At 64.0% G+C, this 13,631-nt stretch carries 17 protein-coding genes; 10 read left to right on the top strand and 7 right to left on the bottom strand.

The window, feature by feature from the left end:
• Window positions 1-78 precede the first annotated feature (78 nt).
• A complete protein-coding gene (locus AC0L30_RS15820) occupies window positions 79-336 on the bottom strand; it encodes a hypothetical protein (RefSeq protein ID WP_007596992.1) in 258 nt (85 codons plus the stop codon).
• Window positions 337-491: 155 nt separating this feature from the next.
• Here AC0L30_RS15820 and AC0L30_RS15815 point away from each other — a divergent pair, with 155 nt between their 5' ends.
• Window positions 492-1,475 (top strand): tripartite tricarboxylate transporter substrate binding protein, encoded by a 984-nt coding sequence (locus AC0L30_RS15815; protein WP_354201638.1) that lies wholly within the window; start codon window positions 492-494, stop codon window positions 1,473-1,475.
• A gap of 95 nt (window positions 1,476-1,570) precedes the next feature.
• Window positions 1,571-1,921, top strand: a complete 351-nt coding sequence (locus tag AC0L30_RS15810; RefSeq protein ID WP_007596988.1) for a hypothetical protein — start codon at window positions 1,571-1,573, stop codon at window positions 1,919-1,921.
• On the opposite strand, the gene AC0L30_RS15805 is transcribed toward AC0L30_RS15810, so the two are convergent.
• The 3 genes from AC0L30_RS15805 to AC0L30_RS15795 all read right to left on the bottom strand — a co-directional run bounded on the left by AC0L30_RS15805 (window position 1,918) and on the right by AC0L30_RS15795 (window position 4,271).
• Window positions 1,918-2,394, bottom strand: a complete 477-nt coding sequence (locus AC0L30_RS15805; RefSeq protein WP_007596986.1) for a YbaK/EbsC family protein — start codon at window positions 2,392-2,394, stop codon at window positions 1,918-1,920. The two genes, AC0L30_RS15810 and AC0L30_RS15805, sit on opposite strands and share 4 nt — an antisense overlap.
• Before the next feature lie 41 nt (window positions 2,395-2,435).
• Window positions 2,436-3,167: a haloacid dehalogenase type II gene (locus AC0L30_RS15800; protein WP_354201637.1), complete on the bottom strand. Its 732-nt coding sequence runs from the start codon at window positions 3,165-3,167 to the stop codon at window positions 2,436-2,438.
• Between the two features lie 93 nt (window positions 3,168-3,260).
• Window positions 3,261-4,271 carry a zinc-dependent alcohol dehydrogenase family protein gene (locus AC0L30_RS15795; protein ID WP_473404665.1) on the bottom strand — a complete coding sequence of 337 codons (1,011 nt, stop codon included), beginning with the start codon at window positions 4,269-4,271 and terminating at the stop codon, window positions 3,261-3,263.
• A gap of 84 nt (window positions 4,272-4,355) precedes the next feature.
• Here AC0L30_RS15795 and AC0L30_RS15790 point away from each other — a divergent pair, with 84 nt between their 5' ends.
• The gene (locus AC0L30_RS15790) at window positions 4,356-4,703 is read left to right on the top strand and encodes a MerR family transcriptional regulator (RefSeq protein WP_219685374.1); all 348 of its coding nucleotides are present in this window, start codon (window positions 4,356-4,358) and stop codon (window positions 4,701-4,703) included.
• Window positions 4,704-4,882: 179 nt separating this feature from the next.
• On the opposite strand, the gene AC0L30_RS15785 is transcribed toward AC0L30_RS15790, so the two are convergent.
• Window positions 4,883-5,767: a 4-hydroxyphenyl-beta-ketoacyl-CoA hydrolase gene (locus AC0L30_RS15785; protein ID WP_007596981.1), complete on the bottom strand. Its 885-nt coding sequence runs from the start codon at window positions 5,765-5,767 to the stop codon at window positions 4,883-4,885.
• Between the two features lie 323 nt (window positions 5,768-6,090).
• Here AC0L30_RS15785 and ykgO point away from each other — a divergent pair, with 323 nt between their 5' ends.
• From ykgO to AC0L30_RS15770, 3 genes are all read left to right on the top strand, one after another.
• Window positions 6,091-6,216, top strand: coding sequence for a type B 50S ribosomal protein L36 (gene ykgO / locus AC0L30_RS15780; RefSeq protein ID WP_006611362.1), 126 nt, complete (start codon window positions 6,091-6,093; stop codon window positions 6,214-6,216).
• A gap of 107 nt (window positions 6,217-6,323) precedes the next feature.
• Window positions 6,324-6,965, top strand: a complete 642-nt coding sequence (locus AC0L30_RS15775; RefSeq protein ID WP_219685373.1) for a tetratricopeptide repeat protein — start codon at window positions 6,324-6,326, stop codon at window positions 6,963-6,965.
• 124 nt (window positions 6,966-7,089) lie between these two features.
• On the top strand, window positions 7,090-7,350 hold the full coding sequence (locus AC0L30_RS15770) for a hypothetical protein (RefSeq protein WP_007596971.1): 261 nt from the start codon (window positions 7,090-7,092) through the stop codon (window positions 7,348-7,350).
• A gap of 12 nt (window positions 7,351-7,362) precedes the next feature.
• Here AC0L30_RS15770 and AC0L30_RS15765 read toward each other — a convergent pair whose 3' ends face one another.
• The gene (locus AC0L30_RS15765) at window positions 7,363-7,545 is read right to left on the bottom strand and encodes a hypothetical protein (protein ID WP_007596968.1); all 183 of its coding nucleotides are present in this window, start codon (window positions 7,543-7,545) and stop codon (window positions 7,363-7,365) included.
• Window positions 7,546-7,870: 325 nt separating this feature from the next.
• Between AC0L30_RS15765 and AC0L30_RS15760 the strand changes: the two genes are divergently transcribed.
• Window positions 7,871-8,827: an alpha/beta fold hydrolase gene (locus AC0L30_RS15760; RefSeq protein WP_354128666.1), complete on the top strand. Its 957-nt coding sequence runs from the start codon at window positions 7,871-7,873 to the stop codon at window positions 8,825-8,827.
• An 18-nt stretch (window positions 8,828-8,845) separates the two neighbouring features.
• Here the strand turns inward: AC0L30_RS15760 and cycA are convergent, their stop codons facing one another.
• Window positions 8,846-9,241, bottom strand: coding sequence for a cytochrome c-550 CycA (gene cycA / locus AC0L30_RS15755; protein WP_219685371.1), 396 nt, complete (start codon window positions 9,239-9,241; stop codon window positions 8,846-8,848).
• Window positions 9,242-9,514: 273 nt separating this feature from the next.
• On the opposite strand from cycA, the gene AC0L30_RS15750 reads away from it, so the two are divergent.
• The 3 genes from AC0L30_RS15750 to glcF all read left to right on the top strand — a co-directional run bounded on the left by AC0L30_RS15750 (window position 9,515) and on the right by glcF (window position 13,629).
• Window positions 9,515-11,008, top strand: coding sequence for an FAD-linked oxidase C-terminal domain-containing protein (locus AC0L30_RS15750; protein WP_473404664.1), 1,494 nt, complete (start codon window positions 9,515-9,517; stop codon window positions 11,006-11,008).
• Between the two features lie 63 nt (window positions 11,009-11,071).
• A complete protein-coding gene (locus tag AC0L30_RS15745) occupies window positions 11,072-12,310 on the top strand; it encodes an FAD-binding protein (RefSeq protein ID WP_473404663.1) in 1,239 nt (412 codons plus the stop codon).
• A complete protein-coding gene (gene glcF, locus AC0L30_RS15740) occupies window positions 12,307-13,629 on the top strand; it encodes a glycolate oxidase subunit GlcF (protein ID WP_473404662.1) in 1,323 nt (440 codons plus the stop codon). Before AC0L30_RS15745 ends, glcF begins: the two co-directional genes overlap by 4 nt.
• Window positions 13,630-13,631: the final 2 nt, after the last annotated feature.

Raw genomic sequence — 13,631 nt, 5'->3', positions numbered from 1 at the left:
GCCTTTGCCCACCCTACGGCACCTCGCCGCACAGCTATCGTAGGGTGGGCAAAGCGAAGCGTGCCCACCAATCTTCGACTACGATACCTTCACGCCGTCGATCGCGACCACGCGCAAGGCCGGCCGCAACGTCCCCTCCAGCTGTGTCTTCAATTCGTGCACGCGCGGATCGCTCGAGCGTGCCGCACACACCGCGTATTGATGCACGGATTGCGCCAATGCGCGTTGCGCTTCCGGCGTTCGTGTCACGTCAGGCTTTGAAAGCCGCAACACGATAGCGGCGAGATTCACCAGCATCTCGTCCAGCGCCACGTCAATGGTCTGAAGTCTATTCATCGCTCCACTCCCTGGGAGGCAACGGTAGAGTCCAGGGGGCGTTCCTGACCGGGCGGAACATGGATAATGCTTCGTTAATCCCGCCGCGCGGCTTGTTCTTGCGGAGGGTCACGCTAGGCTGGCAGCGAAACAAGAAAACAGGGGGGAAGTCTGCCATGGATCGCCGCGATGTCCTGCGCGCCGCTGCCGCATTGCCGTTGTTGCCTGTGTTGTCGAGCGCGGCTTTCGCGCAAGCCTATCCCACTCGCAACGTCACCATGATCGTGCCGTTTCCAGCCGGCGGCCAGGCGGATCTCGCGGCGCGCCCCGTCGCACAGGCGCTGGAGCGAATCCTCGGCAAGGCGGTCATCGTCGACAACCGCGCCGGCGGTGGCGGTGGATCCGTTGGCAACGCCGCGGCGGCGCGCGCCGAGCCTGACGGCTACACGCTGCTGATGACGCTGTCCTCGCTCGCGGTGCTGCCCGAGGCCGACCGGCTGTTCGACCGTCCGGTCGCCTACGAGCTCTCGCAGTTCATGCCGATCGCGCGGGTGCTGGCCGATCCCACGCTGCTCGCGGTACCGGCCTCGGCGCCGTGGAAGACCGCGCAGGATTTCGTCGAGGATGCCAGGAAGCGTCCCGGCCAGATCACCTATGGCTCGTCGGGGCCTTACGGCACGTTGCACGTGGCGATGGAGATGTTTGCGAGCAGCGCCGACATCAAGCTGCTCCATGTGCCGTTTCGCGGCGCCGGACCGGCACTCACCGCGCTGCTCAGCGGCACCGTGCAGGCGATCGCCGCCGCACCGGGAACGCTGAAGCCGCAAGTGGAGGACGGCAAGCTGCGCGTGCTCGGCAATTGCGGCGCCAAGCGCATCGCAAGCTTCCCCGACGTGCCGACCTTCCAGGAGCTCGGCTACAAGGACGTCGAGATGTACATCTGGGCCGGACTCTTTGCCCAGAATGCTCTTCCTGCCCCGATCGCGACTCGCCTGCGCGAGGCAATGGCGCAGGTGATGACGAGCCCCGACGTGCTCAAGGCCTTCGAAACGTCGGGCAGTCTCGTTGCCTATCAGGACGCGCCGGCGTTTGCCGAGTTCGTGGCGGTCGACAGCGCGCGGCTGATTGCGGCGGTGAAGAAGATCGGCAAGGTCGAATAGGTTCCTGGCCCGTTTTCACAATTTTTTGTTGGTCCAGAACCTCCCCGCGTCTCATTGATTCAGCAGAATTCGAAAGACTCGCGAAGGAATCGGACATGCGAACAGAGCGGATTGCGCTGGGTGTGGCGCTTGCGATCGGCGGCATCGCCGCGCAGGGCGTTGCATCCGCTGAAGAGTATCGCGGAACCATGGAGCAGCAGATGGCCTGCACGCCGGATGTATGGCGGCTGTGCAGCGACCAGATCCCTGATGTGAGCCGCATTACGGCCTGCTTGCGGCAGAATACGCCCCAGCTCTCCAGCGGTTGTCGCGCGGTGTTCCAGTCCAACAACCAGATGCCGCCGCAGCAGCAGGTTCCGGGCAATCGCGCCGCGCCGGCGCCACGATACAATGCTGCGCCGCCGCCTCCGGCGACCCAGCCCCGGCCTTACGACGAGGATGATTAGCGCGCTTCGGATCTGGTCTCGCAGACATCGACCCATTCCGCCGCGGTCAGCTCGGCCATCCGCTCCGGCGTGATCCGTACCGCGCTATGGGTCGAGCCGGCAGCCGGCACCACCACGTCGAACGCTTTCAGCGAGATGTCGCAATAGACCGGCAGCGGCGCCTTCAGTCCGAACGGGCAGACGCCGCCGACCTCGTGGCCGGTGACCTCCGCGACCTCTTCCAGCCCCAGCATCTTCGGCTTGCCGCCGAACGCCGCCTTCACCTTCTTGTTGTCCATGCGCGAGGTGCCGGCCGCGACGATCAGGATGACGCGTTCGCCGATCCGTAACGACAGCGTCTTGGCGATGCGTCCGGGCTCGACGCCATAAGCCTCGGCGGCCAGCGGCACGGTCGCGGAGCTGATCGGGGATTCGATGACTGATATGTCGGGGGCTTTTTCGGCGAAGAAATCGCGAACGGATTGAAGGCTCATTCAGGTCGGCTCATTCCAGACTTAAGGGCGGGCGGCGACGCCTAAGCAATCCTTGGCAGCTCAGAGAGCGCCCGGACACGATGATCCGGCGCAAAGCCGAGCTCGTCCATCTGGGTGCGGATCGCCTTGAACATCGTCAGCGGTGCCACGAGTTCGTTCTCGACGCAAGCCAGTGCCATCGCTTCGGGCCTCACCCGTTCGATCCAGGCAACGTTCAGTCCGAATGCTTTCGCGCCTGCGACATCCCAGGGATTGGAGGAGACGAACAGCACCTCGTCCGGCGCGGTGCCGAGCGCCTCGCCGATCAGCTCATAGGCCTCCGCGCTCGGCTTGAAGATCTTCTTCGCGTCGACGCTGATCGTGGCATCGAGCAGGGCGTCGAGACCGGAGTTGCGCACGAGCGCATTCAGCATGTCCGGACTGCCGTTGGAGAGGATGGCGAGTTTTCGCGGTTTCAGAGCCGTGAGCGCTGCCGTCGCATCCGGATAGAGATCGAGATGCAGGTACTTCTCGATCACGCGCTCGAATGCCTCGTTCTCGTAAGCGAGCCCGAGCACGCGCAACGTATAGGCGAGCGAGTCGCGCGTGATGGCTGCAAAGTCCTGGTAGCGCCGCATCAGCGAGCGCAGCCAGGTGTATTCGAGCTGCTTGATCCGCCAGATCTGCGTGATGATCTCACCGTAGCCGGGAAACGCATCCTCGGTGATCTCCGCGACCGATTGGATATCGTAAAGCGTTCCGTAGGCGTCGAAGACAACGGCTTTGAGACTCAATTCACCTGTCCCTCGGGATCGTTGCGGTCCACGGACTATACAAGGCGCAGCGAAATCGGTCCAAGAGGCAATCGCGACTTGGGCCTCTGGTTTCTAAAGCCTGATCACGACCTTGCCGAAATGTGAGCCGGTCCGCAGGTGCGCATATGCTTCGGGAACCTCGTCGAAGTCGTAGACCCGATCGACGATCGGGTGGATCGCATGCTCGGTCAGGAAGCGATTCATCGCGACAAAGTGTTCGGCCGATCCGACGGTGACACCGATGATGTCGGCATTCTCCCACTGCAGGCGTGCGAGGTCGGGCTTGGGACCGAACCCCGTCAAAACCCCAATCTGAACGATCTTGCCACCCGAAGCGACCGATCGCAGCGATCGGTCATAGGTGCCGGGACCGCCGAGTTCGAGGATATGACTGGCGCCGGCGCCATTCGTCGCCTTCATCAGGGCGACATCCCAGTCCGGCGTGTCGCGGTAGTTGATGAGGATCGAACCGCCCAGCGCCTTGGCGCGGGCGAGTTTTTCGTCCGAGGATGATATCACGATCGCGCGCGCGCCCAGCGCCGCTGCGAATTGAAGCCCGAACAGCGCGACGCCGCCTGTTCCCTGGACCAGCAGCGTGTCGCCTTTGCGCATCCCGCCGCGTGCGATGAGGCCATGAAAAGCCGTGACGCCGGCGCAGGGCAGGGTCGCTGCCTCCACCGCGGACAGATGCGCCGGCACTGAGACCAGCGCGGTCGCCGGCAGCACGACATACTCAGCCAGCATTCCGTCCATCGTGTTGCCACCGAGGGATAACGGAATGTAGCTGGACTTGAACGGCCCGGAGATCCAATCGCGGAAGAACGATGCAGCGACGCGGTTCCCGAGCCGCCATTGCGCGACGCCGGCGCCGATGGCGTCAACGACACCCGCACCGTCGGAGAGTGGAACGCGTCCGTTGAGCTCGCCTTGGCCTGCACGGTCGAGGACCAGGAGGTCGCGGTAATTCAGACTTGCCGCTTCGACCCGAATGCGGACCTCGCCATTGGCGGGTTCGGGTTTGCCGACGTCGACGCACGCAAGGCGGCCAGCACCAGCATGGCCATTCAAATGGTAGGCTTTCATCGTTGCTCCCTTCACAAGTGGCATTCACTTGGACGAGCGAAGTCTGTAAGGTCTGACAGCGCTGTGAGGGTCAAGAGGCTTCAGATGAAAATCGGCGAACTCTCCCGACGGACGGGGGTCAGCGTCCGAATGCTGCGCTACTACGAAGGCGAAGGACTGCTTGCGCCGCTGCGGACGAACTCCGGCTATCGCGACTATGGCACGGCCGAAGAGGAAACCGTACGGCGCATCAAGATGCTCGGCGGCGCGGGGATGACGCTCGAAACCATCAAGCGGTTGCTCCCCTGCGTAAGGAACAACGATCCGGCTTTCACGCCGTGCAACGAGCTGCGAAAAATACTCACTCAGCAGGTCGGCCTGATCGACGAACGTATCGAGACGCTCAGCGAAAGCCGGACAATCCTGGCCGGCTTCCTCGCAAGCGTGAACTGATCGCGCGCGACGCCGCCATCGGATTCACCGCGCCAAGGCCGCCATCCGCAACTTGGGCCGCAGCTGGGTGCTGGACCTGCGCGGCGCGAGCATCGGCCTTGAGTCTTAAGCCTTGAGGACCTGAGCATGAGGGCTTCGATAGCAGCGTCGAAGCCCTCAATGCGCTGACGAGTGCGCCCCTAGATCCCCAGCAGCTTCCTTGCGTTCGCCTTCAGCACCTTCGGCCGGATCTCATCGCGGATGTCGATCTTGGCGAAATCCGACAGCCAGCGGTCCGGCGTGATCACCGGCCAGTCCGAGCCGAACAGCATCTTGTCCTGCAGGATCGAGTTGATGTAGCGCACCAGGATCGGCGGGAAATATTTCGGCGACCAGCCCGAGAGGTCGATGTAGACGTTGGGCTTATGGGTCGCGACCGACAGTGCTTCCTCCTGCCAGGGGAAAGAGGGATGCGCGAGGATGATCTTGAGGTCGGGGAAATCGGCCGCGACGTCGTCCATGTACATCGGGTTGGAATATTTCAGCCGCATGCCCATGCCGCCGGGCATGCCCGAGCCGACGCCGGTCTGGCCGGTGTGGAACAGCGCGATCGCGCCGCCATTGTTGATCTCTTCATAGAGCGGATAGGCCATGCGGTCGTTGGCGTAGAAGCCCTGCATGGTCGGGTGGAATTTGAAGCCGCGAACGCCGTATTCCTCGATCAGCTTGCGCGCCTCGCGCACCCCGAGCTTGCCCTTGTGCGGGTCGATCGAGACGAAGGGGATGAGAACGTCGAGATGGTCGGAGGCGATCTCCAGCATCTCCTCGTTCTTGTAGCGGCGGAAGCCGGTCTCGCGCTCGGCGTCGACCGGAAAGATCACCGCGGCGATGTTCTTGGATCGATAGTAGGCGGCAGTCTCCGGCACGGTCGGCGGATGCTTGTGCGGCGACTTGAAATAGTCGGCCATCTGCGCCTGGAAATCGTCATAGCCGTCGTCGGGATGGGTGCCGCAGGGCTCCTCGGCGTGGGTGTGGATATCGATGGCGACGACGTCGTCGATATTGGGCAGCTTCAGCTTCGGCATGGGTTTCCTCCCGACGGGTTGTCGAATTGATTATATGATATAACGAATTTGGCAAGGCATTGTGGGACAAGGCGTCGTGGGACAGGCGTCGCCCGAGATGCTGATTGGGCCGATCCGGCCGCTTCTACTTTGCATGGGGTTGTTTTCCTGAATTTGCTGGGTGGGATCGGGCCAGTTAACATTGACATCCGGTCCTCCCATGCCTTAAGAACCGCCCCGTCCCGGGCGGTCGGTCCGCCAGCGGGAAAATCTCATTTTGCCTCATTCGCGCGTGCCGAAACGGTAGTGCCGAACACGGCCTTTCGAACGTTCAGGATTCTGCCATGAAGGTCCGTAACTCGCTGAAATCGCTGCGCGGTCGCCATCGCGCCAACCGCCTGGTCCGCCGCAAGGGCCGGGTCTATGTGATCAACAAAGTGCAGCGCCGCTTCAAGGCACGTCAGGGCTGATTTCGCCCTGCCGGACGCTCGCGAGCGCCCCGCAAGACCACGGTCTCACACGAGTTTGACGCCGCCCCTGCTTTGCAAGGGCGGCTTTGCGCGTTTAGACTTCGGCCATGGCAGTGAGATTCTTCGTCGCGCGCACCCTGTGTCTGGCTCTTGTGCTGGGAGCCGCCGGACTCGCTCCGGCGCTGGCGCAGCAGATTGATCCACCGAGCCCGCCCGGCAAGCAGAAGAAACTTCCGGAAGCGCCGGCCAAGCTGCCCAAGGTCGACCGCACCAAGAATCTCGATTTCCTGTTCGGCGCGCTGAAAGCTGCGCCCGACGAGGCCAGCGCCAAGCACGTCGAGGCGCGGATCTGGGCGATCTGGATCCAGACCCCGAGCGACACCGCGGCGCTGCTGATGGCGCGGGCCAAGACCGCGGTCGACGCAAAGAAGATCGAGGTCGCGATCAAGCTGCTGGATTCGGTCGTCAAGCTCAGGCCCGACTATATCGAGGCCTGGAATCGTCGCGCGACGCTCTACTACATGCAGAACGATTATGGCCGTTCGCTCGCCGACATTCGCGAGGTGTTGATCCGCGAGCCCCGCCATTTCGGCGCGCTCGCAGGCCTCGGCATGATCATGCAGGAGGTCGGCGACGAAAAGCGCGCGCTCGAGGCCTACCGCAAGGCACTCGCCGTCAATCCGCACCTCGAGAAGATCCCCGATCAGGTCAAGGCGCTGACCGAGAAGGTCGAAGGCCGCGATATTTAGCGGACAAGTCGATCATTGCTCGAGCGAATGCAACGCAGGCGGATTAACCACGATGACACGCGCTGCGTCACGAGGGGTGTGGGTGGCACCGCCGCAGGCCTACCTTCATGGCGGGAGCACAGCCATGAAGCGTTTGATCTTTGCAGGTACATTGCTGTTGGCGTCGGGCACGGCGAGCCTCGCCGACGGACTGTTCTGGGTGGTTGGCAATCGCGCCACCGGAAAATGCAACATCGTGACCAGCAATCCCGTGATCATCGGCGACGTCTGGTTCGGTGACGGTCCTTACAAATCGAAGGCCGACGCCAAGCTTGCCCGTTCGACCATCCGCGCCTGTCCCGCACCCACGCCTGACGAGGAAAAGGACGAGGACAGCACGAACTAGGTCGACAGCGACCTAGTGCAAAACGCTGCCCTCGCGCTCGGCGAGGCCGCGATCGACTGCTGCGGCGTAGGCCTTTGCAAGCTCCGTCTCGAGGTGCTCGTTGATCAGCAGCAGCGCGCGCACAGCACCGCGCAGGTCGCCGTGGCAGCTTGCCACGATCTCGTCGATCGCAGTATCTTTGGATCTCAGGCTCATCGAAATTCTCCGGTTCAAATCAGGATAAATCCTGCCGGTCTTTCCCGCATCCCAGAGGGTTGCGAGCAGGATCGGCGCCCACCTGCGTCTAAATGGCGGAACCGACCGTGGCGATTATATGGACGCCGCGATGACGACTGCATGAACCTGTTTCGAGGCTTGCGTGCTGCGGGGAGTAGCATTGATTTCGTTGCGTTTTTACCGCTTGAATTATGCACATATCCACAGCCCCGGTATTTCAAGTGGAGCGCGGGGCTCCCCGGGCGAAACTGCCGCCCGCAAGCCACGTAACTGCCCTGTGCCCTGGATCGCCCGGATTCCATCCATGATCGTGATGTCAGTCGTGACCGCGCTGGTTGTGCTGGCGCTGGTCACGCAGGCCGGCGTCCTCGCTGTGCAACGCGCCTTTCCACCGCAAGGCCGGATGATCGAGGTCGATGGCGCCGTGCTTCACCTCGTCGATATCGGCCCGCGCGATTCGGGCCTGCCGATCGTGATGCTGCACGGCGCGAGCTCCAACCTCGAGGCGATGCGGCGGCCGCTCGGCGATCTCCTCGCCAGGGATCATCGCGTCATCCTGATCGACCGTCCCGGTCATGGCTGGAGCACGCGGGCGCGGCGGCAGGATTCGACCCCGGAGGTGCAGGCGCGGATGATCGATGAGGCGCTCGGCAAACTCGGGATCGATCGCGCGGTCTTCGTGGTGCATTCCTGGAGCGGCGCGCTTGGCGCGCGGCTGGCGCTCGATCATCCTGGCCGCGTCGCGGGCCTTGTGATGCTCGCGCCCGTCACCCATCCCTGGCGCGGCGGCGTCGGCCGCTACAACGAGATCATAGCAACGCCCGTGATCGGCCCGCTGCTCGCCTACACCATAACCCTGCCGCTGGGCTATTTCCTGAGCGAGCCCGGCGCGCGCAACGTCTTCCTGCCGCAAATGATGCCGGATGGTTTCGTGCGGGACTCCGCGACGCCGCTGCTGCTGCGCCCGCGCGAGTTCATCGCCAATGCCTATGATCTGGTGACGCTGAAGGAAGCGGTCGCCGTGCAGGTCGTCCGCTACGGCGAGATATCGGCGCCAGTCACGATCATCGCCGGCGAACCCGACAAGACGGTGAAGACCGACATTCACGCGCGCCCGTTCGCTGCCACCGTGCAGAATGCCAAGCTGATCGTGCTGCCTGATCTCGGCCACATGGTGCAGAACGCGGTGCCCGATCTCGTCAAGACGGAGATCGAGACGATGATCGGAAACATCGTCCCGGCGCAGGCGGCCGCCGATTAGCGGCCGCCGCTTACGCGCTTACTGCTTGATCTTGCCGTCCTTGTCGAACTGCGACACATAGGCCCAGAGATTGTTGATCTCGTTCTCGTTCTTGATGCCGGCGAACGCCATCTTGGTGCCGGGGATCTTGGCCTTCGGGTCCTTGATGTATTCCTTGAACAGCGCCTCGTTCCAGGTGATGCCGGAATTCTTGTTGGCGTCGGAATAATTGTAGTCCGGCGCGGTGCCGGACTTGCGGCCGTCGAGGCCGTTGAGCTCGGGGCCGACCTTGTTCTTGGCGCCTTCGCCGATCGCGTGACAGGCCAGGCATTTGTTGAACGAAGACTTGCCGGCCGCGGCATCCTGCGCCATCGCGGCAGGTGCGGTGGCAATCGCGGTGAGGATGGTCAGTGCGCCAAAAATCAGTTTTGTCATCGGGTGCTCTTCGTCTCTTCCCTGGGGTCTGGTCAGTTGCATGCCTGATCGGCAATGGTCGGACCTGCCGGTTTTGGCAGGCCTGTCCGGATTGGACAAGCCGCCAAACCATGGCAGGTTTCACGATTTCCTACTTGTCCCAGAGCGAACTCGTGCAAGATCGTCGATCCGACTTTCGGATGGCCTACCCAAACCACCGCGGACGTGGTTGATTTGCCGCGACAATTCGATCGTGCGGCCTCAGCCGGAAGGATACGCCATGAAGGAAATGTTATGGCCATCATGATGCCTGCGAGCGACCAGGCCGTGCTCGCGCGCCGCGCCGAGATCGTGGCTGCATTGCGCGCAATCGTCCCAGGCGAAGGCGTGATCGATACGCCTGCCGAGATGCGGGCCTATGAATCCGACGGATTGACGGCCTATCGGCAGCCGCCGATGGTCGTGGTGCTGCCCGACACGACCGAGCAGGTTTCGCTCGTCCTGAAATATTGTGCCGGACAAGGCATCAAGGTGGTGCCGCGCGGCTCGGGCACCTCGCTCTCCGGCGGCGCGCTGCCGCTGGAAGACGGCGTGCTCCTGGGCCTCGGCAAGTTCAAGCGCATCCGCGAGATCGATTTCGACAACCGCGCCGTCGTCACCGAACCCGGCGTCACCAACCTCGCGATCAGCCAGGCCGTCGCCCATGCCGGGTTCTACTACGCGCCGGATCCGTCCTCGCAGATCGCCTGCTCGATCGGCGGCAATGTTGCGGAGAATTCCGGCGGCGTGCACTGCCTGAAATACGGCATGACCACCAACAACGTGCTCGGCTGCGAGATCGTGCTGATGAGCGGCGAGATCATGCGCATCGGCGGCAAATCGGCGGAGAACTCCGGCTACGACCTCATGGGCGTCATCACCGGCTCGGAAGGCCTGCTCGGTGTCATCACCGAGATCACGGTGCGCATCCTGCAAAAGCCGGAGACGGCGCGTGCGCTGATGGTCGGATTCGCGCAAGTCGAGGCGGCCGGCGAATGCGTGGCGCGCATCATCGGCGCCGGCATCATTCCAGGCGGCATGGAGATGATGGACAAGCCTGCGATCCACGCCGCGGAAGCCTTCGTCCATGCCGGCTATCCGCTCGATGTCGAGGCCCTCCTCATCATCGAGCTCGACGGTCCCAAGATCGAGGTCGATGAGCTGATCACGCGGGTCGAGACGATTGCGAACGCTTGCGGCTCGACCACCTGCCAGATCTCGACCTCGGAGGCCGAGCGCAATCTGTTTTGGGCCGGCCGGAAAGCCGCGTTCCCCGCCGTCGGCCGCATCTCGCCGGACTATCTCTGCATGGACGGCACCATCCCACGCGGTGCGCTGCCGAAGGCGCTGGCGCGCATCCGCGAGCTATCCGAAAAATACCAGCTCGGTTGCGCCAACGTGTTCCATGCCGGCGACGGCAATCTGCATCCGCTGATCCTCTATGACGCCAACAAGCCCGGCGAGATCGAGCGCGCCGAAGCCTTCGGCGCCGACATCTTGCGCGCCTGCGTCGAGTTCGGCGGCGTGCTCACCGGCGAGCACGGCGTCGGCATCGAGAAGCGCGATCTGATGCCGGAGATGTTCAGCGAGATCGACCTCAACCAGCAGCAGCGCCTGAAATGCGCCTTCGACGCGCAGGGCCTGCTCAATCCCGGAAAGGTGTTTCCGACCCTGCACCGCTGCGCCGAGCTCGGTCGCATGCACGTCCATGCCGGCAAGCTGGCGTTTCCCGACATTCCGCGGTTCTAGAGCCGCCTCGCTGCAACGCGCCAAATTTGATTTTCGCTGCAAACTTCGGTACCCGCTACAGGCGTGGATACGCTCAAGGTACGAGACGCCAAAGACGTCGAAGAGGTGGTGCGCGCGGCGATTGCCAATGAGCAGCCGCTCGAGATCATCGGCCATGGGTCCAAGCGTGCCATCGGTCATGCGATGGCGACCAACGCCGTGCTCGACGTCTCCGCGCTGAATGCCATCACCGCCTATGAGCCCAACGAACTCATTGTCACGCTCCAGGCCGGGGCGCCGCTGGCCGACGTGCTGTCGCTGATCGATGCCAAGAACCAGCAATTCGCCTTCGAGCCGATGAACACCGCGCCGCTGCTCGGCACGCCCGCGCTCGGCACCATCGGCGGCATGATCGCGGCTGGCCTGGCCGGTCCGCGCCGGATCAAGGCGGGCGGGGCGCGCGACCATCTGCTTGGGGCGCATGCTGTCTCCGGTTTCGGCGACAGCTTCAAGACCGGCGGCAAGGTGGTGAAGAACGTCACGGGCTACGACCTCTGTAAGCTTCTCGCGGGTTCCTGGGGCACGCTGTCGATCATGACCGAGGTCACGCTGAAGGTGATGCCGAAGCCGGAGGCGGAGCGGACGCTGTTGCTGCGCGGGCTCGACGATGCCGCCGCGAACAAGGCGATGACGGCGGCGCTCGGCTCGCCCTTCGACGTCTCCGGGGCCGCGCATCTGCCGACATCGGCGTTCCGGACCAAGATCGAAGGTCTCGGCGATATCGCAGGCCAAAGCGAGGCGCTGACCGTGCTGCGGCTCGAGGGCATTACCGCCTCGGCCGCTCACCGTGCCGGCTCGCTGCGCGAATTGCTGGCGCCGTTCGGAACCGCAACTCTCGTCGAGGACACGGTGTCAGCGGCGCTGTGGACCACGATCCGCGACGTCCTGCCGTTCGCGGCTGACGGCGCGCTGGGGGCGTGGCCAGTCTGGCGGATCGTCTGTCCGCCGGCGTCGGGCGCGGCGCTCGGGACGCTGCTGGCGCGCGAGACCGGCGGCGAATTGATCTACGATTGGGGTGGTGGACTGATCTGGGCGGCGTTGCCACCGAAGCCGGACGCGCATGCCGCGGCCGTGCGCGAACGTGCAAATGCGGCCGGCGGGCACGCTACGCTGATCCGGGCGGCCGAGGACATCAGGCGCACGATCGATGTATTCCACCCCCAAGCCCCTGGCCTTGCCGCCTTGAGCGAGCGGGTCCGCGCCAGCTTCGATCCGAAGACCATCCTCAACCGGGGCCGGCTGTCGCGGGGCGTTGCGGCATGAAGACCGAATTCTCACTCGCGCAGCTCGCCGATCCCGACATCGCGGAAGCCGACAAGATCCTGCGCGCCTGCGTCCATTGCGGCTTCTGCACCGCAACCTGCCCGACCTATGTGCTGCTTGGCGACGAGCTCGATAGCCCGCGCGGCCGCATCTATCTGATCAAGGAGATGCTGGAGAAGGACCAGACGCCGACCGCCGAAGTGGTCAAACATGTCGACCGCTGCCTGTCGTGCTTGGCTTGCATGACGACCTGCCCCTCGGGGGTGAATTACATGCATCTGGTCGATCAGGCCCGGGTCAGGATCGAGCAGCGTTACGAGCGGCCGCTGGCCGAGCGGCTGCTGCGCCGGGTGCTGGCCTTCGTCCTGCCGGACCCGCAGCGTTTCCGCGCCAGCATGGTGCTGGCGCGGCTGGCCCGCCCGCTGGCCGCGTTCCTGCCGACGCCCCGGCCGTCGGCGACGCCCGGCCTGATCCTGCGCCTGAAGGCGATGTTGGCGCTGGCGCCGAGCCGGCTGCCGCCGCCGGGGCCCGCCGCCGGCAGTGTGTTCGCGGCTCTCGGCAAGAAGCGCGGCCGGATCGCGCTGCTCCAGGGCTGTGCCCAACAGGTGCTGGCGCCGCGCATCAACCAGGCTGCCATCAGTTTCCTCACGCGCCACGGCATCGAGGTCGTCCTGGTCAGGGACGAGCAGTGCTGCGGCGCGCTGACCCATCACCTCGGCAACGACCAGGACGCATTGGCGCGGGCTCGCGCCAATGTCGCGGCGTGGCGCGCGGAAGCGGCCGGCGAGGGGCTCGACGCCATCCTGGTGACCGCGTCCGGCTGCGGCACCGTGATCAAGGACTACGGCTACCTTCTGCGCGAGGACGCTGCGCTTGCCGCCGATGCGGCGAAGGTCTCTGCGCTCGCCAAGGACATCACTGAATATGTCGCCGGCCTTGGACTCGCGGCCACGGCGCGACAGGACAACATCGTCGTCGCCTATCACTCGGCGTGTTCGTTGCAGCACGGGCAGAAAATCACGGGCCTTCCGAAAGAATTGCTTTCCAATAACGGATTCGTGGTGAAAGATGTGCCCGAGAGCCATTTGTGTTGCGGTTCGGCGGGGACTTACAACATTCTCCAGCCCGAGCTTGCGGGCCGGTTGCGTGATCGCAAGGTCGCCAACATCGCGAGCGTCAAGCCGGACATGATTGCCACAGGCAATATCGGCTGCATGGTGCAGATTGCCAGTGGCACGTCAGTTCCGGTCGTACACACGATTGAGCTTCTCGATTGGGCTACGGGCGGGTCGCGGCCGGCATTGAACGCGCAAGACTGAGC

It is taken from the genome of Bradyrhizobium sp. MI1.11 (genome assembly GCF_055811255.1).
This window is presented reverse-complemented; position numbering and strand designations above follow the sequence as displayed.

Excerpts from the sequence above, each read along its gene's own strand:
- AC0L30_RS15775 (WP_219685373.1), top strand. The coding sequence starts at position 6,324 with ATGGCAGTGAGATTCTTCGTCGCGCGCACCCTGTGTCTGGCTCTTGTG.
- AC0L30_RS15765 (WP_007596968.1), bottom strand. The coding sequence starts at position 7,545 with ATGAGCCTGAGATCCAAAGATACTGCGATCGACGAGATCGTGGCAAGC.
- AC0L30_RS15760 (WP_354128666.1), top strand. The coding sequence starts at position 7,871 with ATGATCGTGATGTCAGTCGTGACCGCGCTGGTTGTGCTGGCGCTGGTC.
- AC0L30_RS15810 (WP_007596988.1), top strand. The coding sequence starts at position 1,571 with ATGCGAACAGAGCGGATTGCGCTGGGTGTGGCGCTTGCGATCGGCGGC.
- glcF (WP_473404662.1), top strand. The coding sequence starts at position 12,307 with ATGAAGACCGAATTCTCACTCGCGCAGCTCGCCGATCCCGACATCGCG.
- AC0L30_RS15795 (WP_473404665.1), bottom strand. The coding sequence starts at position 4,271 with ATGAAAGCCTACCATTTGAATGGCCATGCTGGTGCTGGCCGCCTTGCG.
- AC0L30_RS15820 (WP_007596992.1), bottom strand. The coding sequence starts at position 336 with ATGAATAGACTTCAGACCATTGACGTGGCGCTGGACGAGATGCTGGTG.
- ykgO (WP_006611362.1), top strand. The coding sequence starts at position 6,091 with ATGAAGGTCCGTAACTCGCTGAAATCGCTGCGCGGTCGCCATCGCGCC.
- AC0L30_RS15785 (WP_007596981.1), bottom strand. The coding sequence starts at position 5,767 with ATGCCGAAGCTGAAGCTGCCCAATATCGACGACGTCGTCGCCATCGAT.
- AC0L30_RS15815 (WP_354201638.1), top strand. The coding sequence starts at position 492 with ATGGATCGCCGCGATGTCCTGCGCGCCGCTGCCGCATTGCCGTTGTTG.
- AC0L30_RS15805 (WP_007596986.1), bottom strand. The coding sequence starts at position 2,394 with ATGAGCCTTCAATCCGTTCGCGATTTCTTCGCCGAAAAAGCCCCCGAC.
- cycA (WP_219685371.1), bottom strand. The coding sequence starts at position 9,241 with ATGACAAAACTGATTTTTGGCGCACTGACCATCCTCACCGCGATTGCC.
- AC0L30_RS15770 (WP_007596971.1), top strand. The coding sequence starts at position 7,090 with ATGAAGCGTTTGATCTTTGCAGGTACATTGCTGTTGGCGTCGGGCACG.
- AC0L30_RS15750 (WP_473404664.1), top strand. The coding sequence starts at position 9,515 with ATGGCCATCATGATGCCTGCGAGCGACCAGGCCGTGCTCGCGCGCCGC.
- AC0L30_RS15790 (WP_219685374.1), top strand. The coding sequence starts at position 4,356 with ATGAAAATCGGCGAACTCTCCCGACGGACGGGGGTCAGCGTCCGAATG.